The 13,387-nt window shown below is 69.5% G+C and carries 10 protein-coding genes, 1 tRNA gene and 1 pseudogene; 7 read left to right on the top strand and 5 right to left on the bottom strand.

The annotated features are described in order from the left end of the window. Positions 1 to 3: 3 nt before the first annotated feature. The 3 genes from RUMESO_RS00420 to RUMESO_RS00410 form a co-directional block, all read right to left on the bottom strand. The gene (locus RUMESO_RS00420; RefSeq protein ID WP_037277150.1) at positions 4 to 963 is read right to left on the bottom strand and encodes an ABC transporter permease; all 960 of its coding nucleotides are present in this window, start codon (positions 961 to 963) and stop codon (positions 4 to 6) included. Further along, complete coding sequence (locus tag RUMESO_RS00415; RefSeq protein WP_037277148.1) at positions 963 to 2,510, bottom strand: ABC transporter substrate-binding protein; 1,548 nt, start codon at positions 2,508 to 2,510, stop codon at positions 963 to 965. Before RUMESO_RS00415 ends, RUMESO_RS00420 begins: the two co-directional genes overlap by 1 nt. A 183-nt stretch (positions 2,511 to 2,693) precedes the next feature. Further along, positions 2,694 to 3,572 (bottom strand): LysR family transcriptional regulator, encoded by an 879-nt coding sequence (locus RUMESO_RS00410; protein ID WP_051520875.1) that lies wholly within the window; start codon positions 3,570 to 3,572, stop codon positions 2,694 to 2,696. 679 nt (positions 3,573 to 4,251) lie between these two features. Between RUMESO_RS00410 and RUMESO_RS00405 the strand changes: the two genes are divergently transcribed. From RUMESO_RS00405 to rnk, 3 genes and pseudogenes are all read left to right on the top strand, one after another. After that, entirely contained in the window at positions 4,252 to 4,794 is a 543-nt protein-coding gene (locus RUMESO_RS00405) for a GreA/GreB family elongation factor (RefSeq protein WP_051520874.1), read from the top strand. Between the two features lie 73 nt (positions 4,795 to 4,867). Continuing rightward, positions 4,868 to 5,518: a hypothetical protein gene (locus RUMESO_RS00400; protein WP_156362567.1), complete on the top strand. Its 651-nt coding sequence runs from the start codon at positions 4,868 to 4,870 to the stop codon at positions 5,516 to 5,518. Between the two features lie 124 nt (positions 5,519 to 5,642). Beyond that, positions 5,643 to 6,035, top strand: a pseudogene (rnk, locus tag RUMESO_RS00395) (nucleoside diphosphate kinase regulator); the annotation flags it as partial. Positions 6,036 to 6,344: 309 nt separating this feature from the next. Here the strand turns inward: rnk and RUMESO_RS00390 are convergent. After that, positions 6,345 to 6,419, bottom strand: a tRNA-Asn gene (locus RUMESO_RS00390). Between the two features lie 52 nt (positions 6,420 to 6,471). Continuing rightward, on the bottom strand, positions 6,472 to 7,323 hold the full coding sequence (locus RUMESO_RS00385; RefSeq protein ID WP_037277144.1) for an MBL fold metallo-hydrolase: 852 nt from the start codon (positions 7,321 to 7,323) through the stop codon (positions 6,472 to 6,474). Between the two features lie 73 nt (positions 7,324 to 7,396). Here RUMESO_RS00385 and RUMESO_RS00380 point away from each other — a divergent pair, with 73 nt between their 5' ends. The 4 genes from RUMESO_RS00380 (at position 7,397) to RUMESO_RS00365 (ending at position 13,353) form a co-directional block, all read left to right on the top strand. Continuing rightward, the gene (locus tag RUMESO_RS00380) at positions 7,397 to 8,713 is read left to right on the top strand and encodes an ATP-binding protein (RefSeq protein WP_037277143.1); all 1,317 of its coding nucleotides are present in this window, start codon (positions 7,397 to 7,399) and stop codon (positions 8,711 to 8,713) included. 184 nt (positions 8,714 to 8,897) lie between these two features. Beyond that, the gene (gene recA, locus RUMESO_RS00375) at positions 8,898 to 9,977 is read left to right on the top strand and encodes a recombinase RecA (protein WP_037277142.1); all 1,080 of its coding nucleotides are present in this window, start codon (positions 8,898 to 8,900) and stop codon (positions 9,975 to 9,977) included. A gap of 407 nt (positions 9,978 to 10,384) precedes the next feature. Continuing rightward, on the top strand, positions 10,385 to 13,066 hold the full coding sequence (gene alaS, locus RUMESO_RS00370; RefSeq protein ID WP_037277140.1) for an alanine--tRNA ligase: 2,682 nt from the start codon (positions 10,385 to 10,387) through the stop codon (positions 13,064 to 13,066). Next, entirely contained in the window at positions 13,063 to 13,353 is a 291-nt protein-coding gene (locus tag RUMESO_RS00365; protein WP_037277139.1) for a DUF1330 domain-containing protein, read from the top strand. Before alaS ends, RUMESO_RS00365 begins: the two co-directional genes overlap by 4 nt. Positions 13,354 to 13,387: the final 34 nt, after the last annotated feature.

Below are 13,387 nucleotides of genomic sequence, written 5' to 3'. Positions count from 1 at the left end.
GGCTCAGGCCTCCTTGGCGCGCGGGTGGCGCAGGCGGGGGTTCAGGGCGATGGCCGCGATGTCGGCCGTCATGTTGAGCAGCACGTAGACCGCCGCGAAGACCATGGCGGCCCCCTGCACCATCGGCAGGTCGCGCTTGGACACCGCGTCCACCATGAAGCGGCCGAGCCCGTTGTAGTTGAAGACCGCCTCGACCAGCACGACGCCCGTGATGAGGTAGGCGATGTTGAAGGCCACGACGTTGACGATGGGCGCGGCCGCGTTCGGCACCGCGTGGCGCAGCACCACCCGGCCGTTCCGCAGCCCCTTGAGATAGGCCATCTCGATGAAGGGCTGGTCCATGACGCCCAGCACCGCCGTCCGCGTCATCCGCATGATCTGGGCCACCGTGACCAGCGTCAGCACGATCATCGGCAGCGTCGTGGCTTGGAGCCAGGCGAGGAAGCCCATCCCCTCGTAGGTGTTGGCGAGGCTCGGCAGCAGCCCGGTCCGCACCGACAGCAGCAGGATCAGCAGGAGCCCCAGGAAGTACTCGGGCAGCGACACCGTCGCCAGCGCGATGACGTTCGCGCCCCGGTCGAAGAGCGAGCCCCGCCGCACGGCCGAGAGGATGCCCAGCGTCACCGCCAGCGGCACCGCGACGACGGCCGCATAGGCCGCGAGCGCCATGGTGTTGCCGAAACGAGGCCAGAGCAGCTCGGCCACCGGCGTGCGGTTGGCCAGCGACTCCCCGAGGTCGCCGTGCAGGAACCCCAGCAGCCATGCGACATAGCGCTGGAGCGCGGGCGCGTTCAGCCCGAGCTCCTCGCGCAGCGCCGCCAGCGATTCCGGGGTGGCGTTCTGGCCGAGGATCGCGGCGGCCACGTCGCCCGGCAGGAGCTCCGTCCCGGCGAAAACCAGGACGGAGACCAGCCAGAGCGTCAGCAGCCCCCAGGCGAGCCGCCCGAGGATCAGCCGCGACATCAGCCTTCGAGCCAGATCTTCTCGGCCATGCGGGCGCCCATGAGGTTGAACATGGGATGCGGCGTGACGCCCTTCACCTGCGTCGAGACCCCGTCGAGGTAGTCCCCGAACATCGGGATCATGGCGCCGCCCTCGTCGTGGAGGATCTCCTGCAGGCGCCAGTAGATCTCCTTCCGGCGCTCGTCGTCCAGCAGCGCGCGCGCCTCCACGAGCAGCCGGTCGAACTCCTCGTTCTTCCAGTGCGTGTCGTTCTGGGCCGAGGTGGATTGGTAGGCGATGGTCAGCATCTGATCGGCCGTCGGTCGTCCGCCCCAGTAGGACATGCAGAACGGCACCTTCATCCAGACGTTGTCCCAGTAGCCGTCGGCAGGCTCGCGCTTGAGCTCCACGTCGATGCCGGCCGGGGCGGCGGCGGTGCGGAAGATCGCCGCCGCGTCCACCGCGCCGGGGAAGGCCGCGTCCGAGGTGGAGAGCGTCACGCTCAGGTTCTCCATCCCGGCCTGCTTGAGGTAGAACTTCGCCTTCTCGGGGTCGTAGACCCGTTGCGGAAGCTCGCTGTTGTAGAAGCGGTCGGTGCTCGGGATCGGGTGGTCGTTGCCGAGCCGGCCGTTGCCCAGCAGCGCCGTCTGGAGGAGCTGCTCTCGGTCGACGGCGTGCTTGATGGCGAGGCGCACGTTGTTGTCGGTGAAGGGCGCCTGCGTGCAGTCCATCAGGAAGGTGAAGTGCTGCCCCCCGGCCGAGCGCACGATCTGCAGGTTCGGGTTGCGGCCCAGAAGGTCCACCGTCTTGAAGTCGAGGCTGTTGATCGCCTGGACCTGCCCCGACATCAGAGCATTGGTCCGCGCCGCGATGTCGTTGATGACGATGACCTCGACCGCGTCCACGTTGGCGCAGCGGGCTTCAGTAGGATTCGTTGCGACGAAGCGCGCGCGGACGCCGGGCTCCATGCTCTCGACCTTGAAGGGGCCGGTGCCGATCGGGTTGGACCAGTCCTCGAAGCCCTCGGGCACGACGAGGAAGTGGTAGTCGGACAGCACATAGGGCAGGTCGGCGTTGCCGCTTTCCAGCGTGATGCGGATCTCGCTGTCCGAGACCTTGGCCACGTCCTTGAAGGCCGCCGCGACGGAGCGGGCGGCCGATCCGGTGTCGCCGCGATGGAGGTTCAGCGAGTAGATGATGTCGTCGGCGGTCAGCGTCTTGCCGTCGTGGAAGGTGACGCCCTGGCGCACCTTGAAGGTCCACTCGGCGGCGCCCTCGGCGGCCTCCCAGCTCTCGAACAGCTCGGGCTGCGCGCGGTTGTCGGAGTCGATCTCCACGAGGCCGTTCATCACCATGTAGGCCTGGTTGACCGGCACCCAGTCGTTGAGCTTGCGGATGTCGAAGTCGTCGGTCGTCGAGCCGCCGCCGATGCCCATCACGAAGACGCCGCCCTTGCGCGGCGTCTCCTGCGCGAGGGCCGGCCGACCCAGGAGACCGGTCAGGCCCAGGGCCGAGGCGCCGGCGATCAGGCTCCGACGATCGAGAACGAGACCCTTATGAAACGTCATTTCCTCCCCCTTCCTCTCCGGGCCGCGACCCGGGCCGACGGGACCGAGCTGCCGGCAACGGCCGTCCGGACCCATGTTCGCCATGAGTTCCTTCCCTCTCGAAGCCGTAACTTTTCATAACGAGGGCCAGCAAATGACTTTTCGTCATGACCTCATGACGCTTTCGCCATCCGCAGGGGGGTGTCACGGCCGATTGCTCGCCAGCATCCAGTCGGCCACGCGGCGGGCGAGCTGGCGCATATGCCGCTCCGGCGGCCGCAGGAGAAAGTAGCCGCCGCGGCCCGTCAGGACATGGGGATGCGCCGGGACGAGGCGACCCGAGTCGAGGTCGTCGCGCACGAGCCAGGTCCAACCCATGGCGACGCCCAGCCCCGCCCGCGCCGACCGGACCGCCATGTCGTAGTCGTTGAGCTTCCAGCGCCGGGCCGCCTCGGGCAGGTGGAGCCCGGCTTCCGACAGCCAGTTCCCCCAGTCGGTCCACTCCTTGAAGGTCTCCTCGATGGCGAAGATCACGGGGCGCGCCTGCTCGGCCAGCGGCGGCAGGGAAGGGGCCATCACCGGCACCATCTCCTCGCGACCGAGCTGGCCGAGGACCTGCTCCGGCGGCGGGTTGAGCAGGAACGCGATGGCGAGGTCGTATTCGTCGCTGCGCATGTGGGTAAAGTTGTCGTCGACGAGGAGCTTCAGCTCCAGGTCCGGGAACTCCGCGCTCAGGCCGCCGAGGCGCGGCACCAGCCACAGCTCCCCCACCGCACGCGAGCAGGCGACCGTGAGCCGCCCCTGGACCCGCCGGCCGAGCGAGCGCTCGCCCAGGTTCGCCAGCACGTCGAGCGCCCGCCCGACCTCCTGCGCGTAGTCCTCGCCGGTGCGCGTCAGCGTCACCCCGGAGGCGAGCCGCTCGAAGAGCTCCGCGCCGACCTCGTCCTCGAGCCGCTTGATCCGTCGGCTCACCCCGCTCTGCGTCAGGCCGAGGACGGCGGCCGCATCCGAGAAGCTGCCGCAGCGCGCGACCGTCTGGAAGGCGATCAGCGTGTTGAGGGGTGGGATCTGGTCGAGTTCCAACGGCGGCTCTCTCCGATGCGGCGTTCCGCTCCCGAGGCTACCGCCTCTTGCGCCGGAGTTCACGGGGCCAACGCCGCCGACGGATAGGGGGCGAGACGGCGTGGACCTGCCCCCGCTTCTCGGAGCGTCGTCCCTCCGGCACCGACCTCAGGAAAGGTGGGACGAGCGAGCCCGATCCGTCGACGCCCGGAGCGGCGGGCGAAGTCGCGGTGCCGGGTGACGCCTCGGCCCGCGACGCAGGATCACGGCGCCGTTCCCATGTCTTGATTTGGTTCCGTCAGGGCCTAATATCGAGGCATGATCACGTCGTTCGAACATAGGACCCCTCGCCGGGAACAGCCGGTCGAAGGATAGCCGCCCTAAGCTGGCCTCATTGCGCCCGGCCAGCTTAGGGGAACCGTGATCGTATCCGAACAGCTCTGACATACTATCGACCCGGTCCTGTCCGCTTGGATCGGATGCGACGGCGCTTGGCATTCCGTTCGCCCGTTCCGCGAAGGTCGCCGACCGGAGGGATCGGGCACGTCCCGGGGCTGCCGATGATCCGTCCTTCGCGTCCTGCCGGCACGCGGCTGACCCCTGGCGCGGCCTGATCCCCGAGGACCGGCCCGGCCAGGGTCGGATCATCCGCGCTTCGCCCACGGGGCACGAACCTCCTCTTTTCCCTTGGAGACCACCGATGATCAGCGGCCATCCGATCACCCTCACGCCTCGCACCTTTGCTCTCCTCGAAGGCCTGCGCCAGCAGCTCGATCCCGGCCAGGACATCCTGCGCGTCATGCTCTCCCGCAAGCTCGAGGCGGCGACGATCGTCTTCGCGCCCGAGATCGATCCGCAGGTGGCGACCCTGAACAGCCGGGTGCGCTTCCGCATCGGCGCCGGATCGGCCGACGAGCGGGTCCTGGTCTGGGGGGCCGACGGCAAGCTCCGCGACGCGACGCTTCCCATCAGCGTGCCGCGCGGCCTGGCGCTGCTGGGGATGCAGGCAGGTCGGAGTGCGGCCATCCCGACGGTCGGTGGCGAGGTCGAGCACGTGGTGCTGGAAGCGGTCCTCGACCAGCCCGAGGCGGCTCGGTCGGCCGGGGCGACGGCACCGATCGTCCAACCCGCATCGAGGGCCTCCGGCGCCGTGGTGACCTCGCTCAGCACCGCCCGGATGCGGCGTGGAGCCATCTTGGACCGAACTGCGTGTGGCGATGATCCCGGCCCCAGCGCCGCCTGACCCCGCACCACCCGGACGGGGGGCGAGCACCATCCGCCGCCACCCGGTCCAGCACGAAAGGAGGACCTTGAACATGTTGCATCGACTGAGGGGAATGGGCATCGCCAGGCGCGAGGCGCTCCTGCCGGCGACGCTCCGGCTTCTGGAGCGCATCCTCGAGGCCCGAACCTACGGCGAGCTCAAGGGCATCGGCGGCGAGGTCCTCGACGGCACCGCGAGCTATGGCGCGTGGCCCGAGAGCAATCTCCCCTTCACGCGCTTCCGGATCGACGAGGCCGATCCCGTCCTCCTGACCTTGGCAGGCATGGAGGCCCCGGGCTTCGAAGTCCTTCGGGGATGTTGCGGCGGCTTCCAGTTCCACTGGAGGAACGACCTGGCGCGGGCCTTCGAGACGGAGATGCCGGTCCTGGGCCGGTTCACGGCGCGACTCCCTCGGGAGCAGACCGTCATGGTCGAGCACTTTGTCCTGCCCATGCTCGTGCGCCATCGGGTGCGCAAGCTCTGGGGTTGGATCCTGCTCGGCCCGGAGGAGGATGCGGCGGCCGACATGGCCTGCCTCCGCCAGGCCTTCACCTTCCAGCGGGCGGAGGACCCGTGCCCGACCCCGACATCCTCCCCCGGCGGCCAGGGGAGGCCCCAGCGCGGGCCGGCAGTGCTGGCATTAGCCACAAGGCGGATCCGGCCCTTCGATCCCGACGAAAGGAGACAGCGACATGCCAGGTAGGCCCGCCGCAATCGAAGCGTATCCACCCCGCCGCCCACACGCGGCCCGACCCCGAGAGGAGACCCCACATGGCGCTCGACGCCCCTAGAACTCCACAAGCCCAGCATCGCGATCCACCCAGGCGGACTACGACAGGCTGCTCCATCTGGGCGTGGCCTCGGCGGGTCCCGAGGCCGAGGCCGCCAACGAGCTGCTCACGGAACTCGTCCGCGCCGAGGTCCTGCCCGAGGACCAGGTCCCGTCCGGCCTCGTGCGCATGGGCTCCACCCTGAGCTTCAGGACCGAGGCGGGGCAGGTGCGGCGGGTGACGCTGGTCTTTCCCCAGGACGCCGACATCGCCCAGGGCAAGGTGTCGGTCCTGACCCCGATCGGAGCGGCCCTCGTCGGCCTCTCCGTCGGACAGTCCATCCCTTGGACGGGCCGCGACGGGCGAGTCCACCGGCTCACGGTCGAGAGTGTCGGCGAGCCCGAAACCAGGCCGGCGGATCGCGGGAGCGCAGCGTCGCAGCCGCGATGACGACGGGGCGCACAGGTTCCGGGGCCCCCTGAGCCGAGGCCCGGGTCGTCCGATCGTTGGCGAGGGCACCACGCGCCTCGCCAGCAGTTCCGTCATCGAGCGTCTGCCAAGATGGCGCAGCGGTGCCCCGGCGACCGCATGGTCGAGCAGGACGAGCGCTCCCTCGCCCAAAATGCTTCTGGCTGGGGCGCGCGGAGTCCCCGTTCGTCCGCCTTGTGCACCGAGATGTGCAGCGGGCCGGGCACGGGAAGCCTCGGCTCCGACTCCGAATGGAGGGAATCCTGCTGATTCAGCAGCTTCTAGGGATTTTGGCTCCGGCGGTAGGGATCGAACCTACGACCAATTGATTAACAGTCAACTGCTCTACCGCTGAGCTACGCCGGAACACGCGGGCCCTATAGCAACCGTGTTTTCCGCCGTCCAGAGGGGAACGGCATCAGACCCGACGGAAGGCGGCGACCCTGGACAAGGCGCCCACCGGCGCCACGACCCCCCGGCGCGACAGGTCGATCAGATGCGCGAGCACGTTGCGCTCCGCCGCCCTCAGCAGACCGACCGCGAGTCCGGCATAAAGCCGCGCCGCGATCTCGCCGACCGTCGCGGGACCGATTCCCAGGGCCTCGACGATCTCCTTCTCCCGCTGGCGCCGGTGCTCGCGCAGGGCGCGCAGACGCTCTGGCCCGTGCTCGACCATGGCGCCGTGTCCCGGCAGGAGCATCCGCGGCCCGAGCCCTATCAGCCTGTCCAGCGAATCGACGTAGTCCCCCATGTCGCCCTCCGGCGGAGACACCAGGCTCGTCGCGAATCCCATGGCATGGTCCCCGGTGAAGAGCCGCCGCCCGTCGTCCAGGCAAAGGTGATTCCCCATGTGCCCCGGCGTGTGCCAGGCGCGCAGCCGCCAGCCGTGGCCGCCGACCTCCTCGCCGTCCCTCAGCAGCCGGTCCGGTCGAAAGCCCCAGTCCACCCCCCGGCCACCGCCGACCGCCTCCGGCACCGGCCGCCAGCCCGCACGCGCGTCGCCGAAGGCCAGCACCGGCGCGCCGGTTCGGACGGAAAGGGCAGGGGCCAGCGCCGAATGGTCCAGATGCGCATGGGTCACGAGGATCGCCACGACCGGACGTCCGTCCAGCGCGGCCAGCACCGCCTCCAGATGACCCGCATCGTCCGGCCCCGGGTCGATCACGGCGACCTCGCTCGTCCCTAGGAGCCAGGTGTTCGTCCCTTCCGCCGTGAGAGGCGAGGGATTCGGCGCGACCACCCGTCCCAGGTCCGGCTCGACGATCTCCACGGCGCACCTCCTCCCGTCCCGACCTAGCGCGCAAGGCTTCCCCGCAAGTCCCGCTCCGGCTAGGTTTCGGCCCATGATCCGCGAATGGCTCCACGACCGAATGCCCCGCTCCTTGGTCGCGCGGGCGGCGCTGATCCTCCTCCTTCCGGTCGTCACTCTCCAGCTCGTCGTCGGCGTCAGCTTCGTCCAACGCTACTACGAGGACGTGACGCGGCAGATGACCCGGTCCCTCCTTCTCGAGCTGCGCTTCGTGCACGAGGCCGCCTCCGCCGCCCCCGACCCCGGCTCGGCCCTGGCCTTCGCGACCGCCGCCGCCGCGCCGCTGGAACTCGACGTCACGCTCCCCGCGCAGGCGCCGCCCGGCGACTCCATCGACCGCTGGGACCTCGCCGGCCGCGCCATGGCCGATACGCTGAGACAGGGCCTGCCGCAGCTCGAAGCTGTCGACCTGAGCGTCTCCAACCGCGTGACGATCTGGCTCGCCACCCCCCAGGGCGACATGGAGGTCGAGTTCTCCCGCCGCCGCGTCGCCGCCCAGAACCCGCACCAGCTCCTCGTCCTGACGGTCGTCCTCGGAGTCCTCATGACCGCGGTCGCCGGCCTCTTCCTGCGCAACCAGCTCCGCCCCATCTTGCGGCTCGCCAAGGCCGCCACCGCCTACGGACGCGGCCGCATCGTGCCCTTCCGCCCCTCCGGCGCCACCGAGGTCCGCGCCGCCGGCACCGCCTTCCTCGACATGCGCCACCGGATCGAGAGGCAGAGCCAGGCCCGGACCGCCATGCTCGCCGGGATCAGCCACGACCTCCGCACGCCGCTCACCCGCCTGCGCCTCGGCCTCTCGCTCCTCGACGAGGACGAGGCGCAGGACCTGATCCGCGACGTGGACGACATGGGCCGCATGGTGGACGCCTTCCTCGCCTTCGCGCGCGGCGATGCCGGCGACGCGCAGGAGGACACGGCCGTCGCCCCGCTCGTCCGGGCCGTGGTCGAGGACTACCGCCGCTCCGGCCAGCCCGTGACCCTGTCGGAGGTGACCGGCGAGGACCCCGGTCCCGTGCCGCTCCGCCCCATGGCGATCCGCCGGGCGCTGGAGAACCTGCTCGGCAACGCCCTCGCGCATGGCACCCGGGCGCAGGTCAGCCTCGCCTTCTCCGGCCGCACGATCCGCCTTTCCGTGGAGGACGACGGCCCCGGCATCCCGCCCGAGCGGCGCGAGGAGGCCATGCGTCCCTTCGCTCGGCTCGACCCCGCGCGCAACCAGGCCAGCCCCAACGTGGGCCTCGGCCTCGCCATCGTGGCCGACATCGCGCGGACCCACGGCGGCAGCCTCCGATTGGGCGAAAGTGTCGCACTCGGCGGACTTCGGGCGGACTTGGTGCTGGCCCGCTAGGGCCGCAGGAATCTTCGTTCCCGCTCAGCGCGTTAACACTTCCTTAACCACCTCCGTGCCACCATCCACCTAGACGATTTCACTTGATTTGTTCGCGTTTTGGTCCCATATCTTGGGTCCGGAACAAGACGGGAACAACAGTTGGATTGCCGCCACCGGGCGGCCATGGCACAAGGGTCCAAAGATGGCAGTGGCAGAACTCCTGACGATGACCGACAAGAAGACGGCCGATAAGCAGAAGGCCCTCGAAAGCGCGCTGCAGCAGATCGAGCGGCAGTTCGGCAAGGGCTCGATCATGAAGCTCGGGGGCGACAACAAGCTGCCCGAGATCGAATCCACCTCGACCGGCTCGCTCGGCCTCGACATCGCCCTCGGCATCGGCGGCTTGCCGAAGGGGCGGATCGTCGAGATCTACGGCCCCGAATCCTCGGGCAAGACGACGCTGACGCTCCACGTCGTCGCCGAGGAGCAGAAGAAGGGCGGCGTCTGCGCCTTCGTGGACGCGGAGCACGCGCTCGACCCGCTCTACGCCAAGAAGCTCGGCGTCAACCTCGACGAGCTCCTGATCTCCCAGCCCGACACCGGCGAGCAGGCGCTCGAGATCGTGGACACCCTGGTCCGCTCCGGCGCGGTCAGCCTCGTCGTGATCGACTCGGTCGCGGCGCTCACGCCGAAGTCCGAGCTTGAGGGCGACATGGGCGACAGCTCTGTCGGCGTCCACGCCCGCCTGATGTCCCAGGCCATGCGCAAGCTCACCGGCTCGATCAGCCGCTCGAACTGCATGGTGATCTTCATCAACCAGATCCGCATGAAGATCGGCGTCATGTTCGGTTCGCCCGAGACGACGACGGGCGGCAACGCGCTCAAGTTCTACGCCTCGGTCCGCATGGACATCCGCCGCATCGGCGCCATCAAGGACCGGGATGAGGTCGTGGGCAACACGACCCGCGTCAAGGTCGTCAAGAACAAGGTCGCGCCTCCCTTCAAGGAGGTCGAGTTCGACATCATGTACGGCGAGGGGATCTCCAAGACCGGCGAGCTCCTCGACCTCGGCGTCAAGGCCGGCGTGGTGGAGAAGTCGGGCTCCTGGTTCTCCTACGGCGACGAACGCATCGGCCAGGGCCGCGAGAACGCGAAGCAGTTCCTCAAGGATCACCCCGAGGTGGCCAACTCGATCGAGGACAAGATCCGCGCCGCCCACGGCCTCGACTTCTCGGTGTCGAGCGAAGGGCACGACGAGGACGGCGACCTCGTGGAGATGTGAGCTTTTTCCCTCGGCTCCTCTGGGGGACAGACGGGACGGGCGGAGCCGCAAGGCTCCGCCCGTTTCCGTTTGGGCCGAGTCCGACTCGTAGGGGGGCTTCAGATCGCCATGCGACGGCTCCATGGACACCGGCCGATCCGTTTCCAAGCGCCGTAGGGTGCGCTTCAGCGCACCACCTGGCCCGTCGACCGGAAGGTGCGCTGAAGTGAACCCGACAGATCTACGAAGACCACCGACCAGAACCCACCCGACGCCACGTCAGGGCAGGGCACGTTAACCTCTCCTTAACAGGACCGCACGATCAGGTAACGAACCGTTAACCGGCATATGAGAGCCTGCGACTCAACCACTGGACCCCGTTAACCACGGGGGCTATTGCACCAAAGCCGCTTACCGGGATTCCGCCCATGACCAGCCTCGCCGACATCCGCTCCACGTTCCTCGACTTCTTCGCCCGCAACGGCCACGAGGTCGTGCCGTCCTCGCCGCTCGTGCCTCGGAACGACCCGACGCTGATGTTCACGAACAGCGGCATGGTCCAGTTCAAGAACGTCTTCACCGGCCTGGAATCGCGCCCCTACAGCCGCGCCACGACCGCGCAGAAATGCGTGCGCGCGGGGGGCAAGCACAACGACCTCGACAACGTGGGCTACACCGCGCGGCACCACACCTTCTTCGAGATGCTCGGCAACTTCTCCTTCGGCGACTACTTCAAGGAGAGCGCGATCCCCTTCGCCTGGGAACTCCTGACCAAGGACTTCGGCATCGACGGCGACCGCCTGCTGGTGACGGTCTACCACACCGACGACCAGGCCGCCGACATCTGGAAGAAGGTCGCAGGCCTTCCCGACGAGCGGATCATCCGCATCCCGACCAACGACAACTTCTGGATGATGGGCCCGACCGGCCCCTGCGGCCCCTGCACCGAGATCTTCTTCGACCACGGTCCCTCGGTCTGGGGCGGCCCGCCCGGGTCGGCCGACCAGGACGGCGACCGCTTCATCGAGATCTGGAACCTCGTGTTCATGCAATACGAGCAGTTCGAGGACGGCTCCCGCACCGACCTGCCGCGCCCCTCGATCGACACCGGCATGGGCCTCGAGCGCATCGGCGCGTTGCTGCAGGGCAAGCACGACAACTACGACACCGACCTGATGCGCGCCCTCATCGAGGCATCGGCCCACGCGACCCACACCGACCCCGACGGCCCCGGCAAGATCCACCACCGCGTGATCGCCGACCACCTGCGGTCCACCTCCTTCCTGATCGCCGACGGCGTGATGCCCTCGAACGAAGGCAGGGGCTACGTCCTCCGCCGCATCATGCGCCGCGCCATGCGCCACGCCGCGATGCTGGGCGCCAGGGACCCGGTGATGCACCGCCTCGTCCCCGCGCTGGTCCAGCAGATGGGCGCGGCCTACCCGGAGCTCACGCGCGGCCAGGCCCTCATCACCGACACCCTGAAGCGCGAGGAGACCCGCTTCCGCGAGACCCTCGACCGTGGCCTGCGGCTCCTGGAGGACGAGGTCGCCGGGCTCCCCGATGGCGCCGAGCTTCCCGGCGAGGCCGCCTTCCGCCTCTACAGCACCTTCGGCTTCCCGCTGGACCTCACGCAGGACGCGCTGCGCGAGCAGGGCAGGGCAGTCGACTTGGCCGGCTTCGACGCCGCCATGGAGGAGGAGAAGGCCCGCGCCCGCGCCTCCTGGGCCGGCTCCGGCGAGGCCAAGGACGCCGCCGTCTGGTTCGAGATCGCCGAGAAGGTCGGTGCCTCCGAGTTCCTGGGCTACGAGACCGAGAAGGCCGAGGGCCAGATCCTCGCCATCGTGGAGGATGGCAAGTCCGTTGAAACGGTCGGTGAGGGCAAGGCGGCCTGGGTCGTCGTGAACCAGACGCCGTTCTACGCCGAATCCGGTGGCCAAGCGGCCGACCAGGGCTGGCTCCGCAAGCTCGCCGACCATGACACCACGGCCCTTGTCTCCGACGTCCAGAAGTTCGCGGACGGCCGCATCATCGCTCACCGCGTGTCTCCTGAACGGGGCTATCTCGCCGTGGGCGACGCCGTGGCGCTCGACGTGGACCATAAGCGCCGCTCCGCCATCCGCGCCAACCATTCCGCGACGCACCTCCTCAACGAGGCGCTCCGCCGCTCCTTGGGCGAGCACGTCGCCCAGCGCGGCAGCCTCAACGCCCCCGACCGGCTGCGCTTCGACTTCTCCCACGGCCAGGCCCTCACGGCCGAGCAGCAGGAGCAGGTCGAGGCCGAGGTGAACGAGTTCATCCGCCAGAACGGCCCCGTCGAGACGCTGCTCATGTCTCCCGACGAGGCCCGCGCCCTCGGCGCCCAAGCCCTCTTCGGCGAGAAGTACGGCGACGAGGTCCGCGTCGTCTCGATGGGCGCGCTGGACAACTCGGGCAAGGGCACCGACGGCCGCACCTACTCCATCGAGCTCTGTGGGGGCATCCATGTCCGCCGCCTGGGCGACGTCGGCGCCTTCGTCCTCCTCTCCGACAGCGCCTCCTCCGCCGGCGTCCGCCGAGTCGAGGCCCTGACCGGACAAGCCGCGCTCGACCATCTCCGCGCCCGCGACAAGGCGCTGCAGGAGGTCGCGGGTCTCCTCAAGGCCCCGCTCGCCGACATCGGCCCCCGCGTGAAGGCTCTCCTTGACGAACGCCGATCCTTGCAGAACGAGGTGGCCCAGCTCCGCCGCGAGCGCGCCCTCGGCGGCCCCTCCCGCGAGGCGCAGCCCGCGCGTGAGATTGGCGGCGTCCCGTTCCGGGCGCAGGTCCTCTCCGGCGTCACCGGAAAGGAGCTTCCTGGCCTGATCGACGGCATGAAGGCCGAGATGGGCTCGGGCGCCGTGCTCCTCATCGCCGAGGATCAAGGCAAGGCCGCCGTCGCAGCAGGCGTCACCCCCGACCTCGCCCAGCGGCTCTCTGCCGTCGACATTCTCCGGGCTGCCGTGGCCGAGCTCGGCGGCAAGGGCGGCGGCGGGCGACCGGACCTCGCGCAGGGCGGGGCGGCCAGCGCCCAGAACGCCGAGGCTGCCATCAAGGCCGCCGAGGCCGTCATCGAAGGAGTCCTCGCATGACCGCCCTCTGGATCGCCCACGTCAAGGTCACGGACCCCGAAGCCTACGGCCGCTACGCGAGGATCGCGTCCGAGGTCATCCCGGCCCATGGCGGCGTCTGGCTCGCCCGCGGTGGTGCCTACGTGCAACTTGAGGGGGCCGAACGCTCCCGGCAGGTCGTGGCCCGCTTCCCGAGCCTTGCCGCCGCCGAGGCCTGCTACCGCTCGCCCGAGTATCAGGCCGCCCTCGATCACGCCCGCGGCGCGGCCGAGCGCGAGCTGGTCCTCGTCGAGGAACTCCCGGCCTGAGCCGTCCGTGCTCTCCGTCGCGGAGCTGACCTCC

The organism is Rubellimicrobium mesophilum DSM 19309, assembly GCF_000600335.2.
GTDB classification, from domain to species: domain Bacteria; phylum Pseudomonadota; class Alphaproteobacteria; order Rhodobacterales; family Rhodobacteraceae; genus Rubellimicrobium; species Rubellimicrobium mesophilum.
The sequence above is the reverse complement of the archived record's forward strand: the minus strand, read 5'-3'. Positions and strand labels throughout refer to the sequence as shown.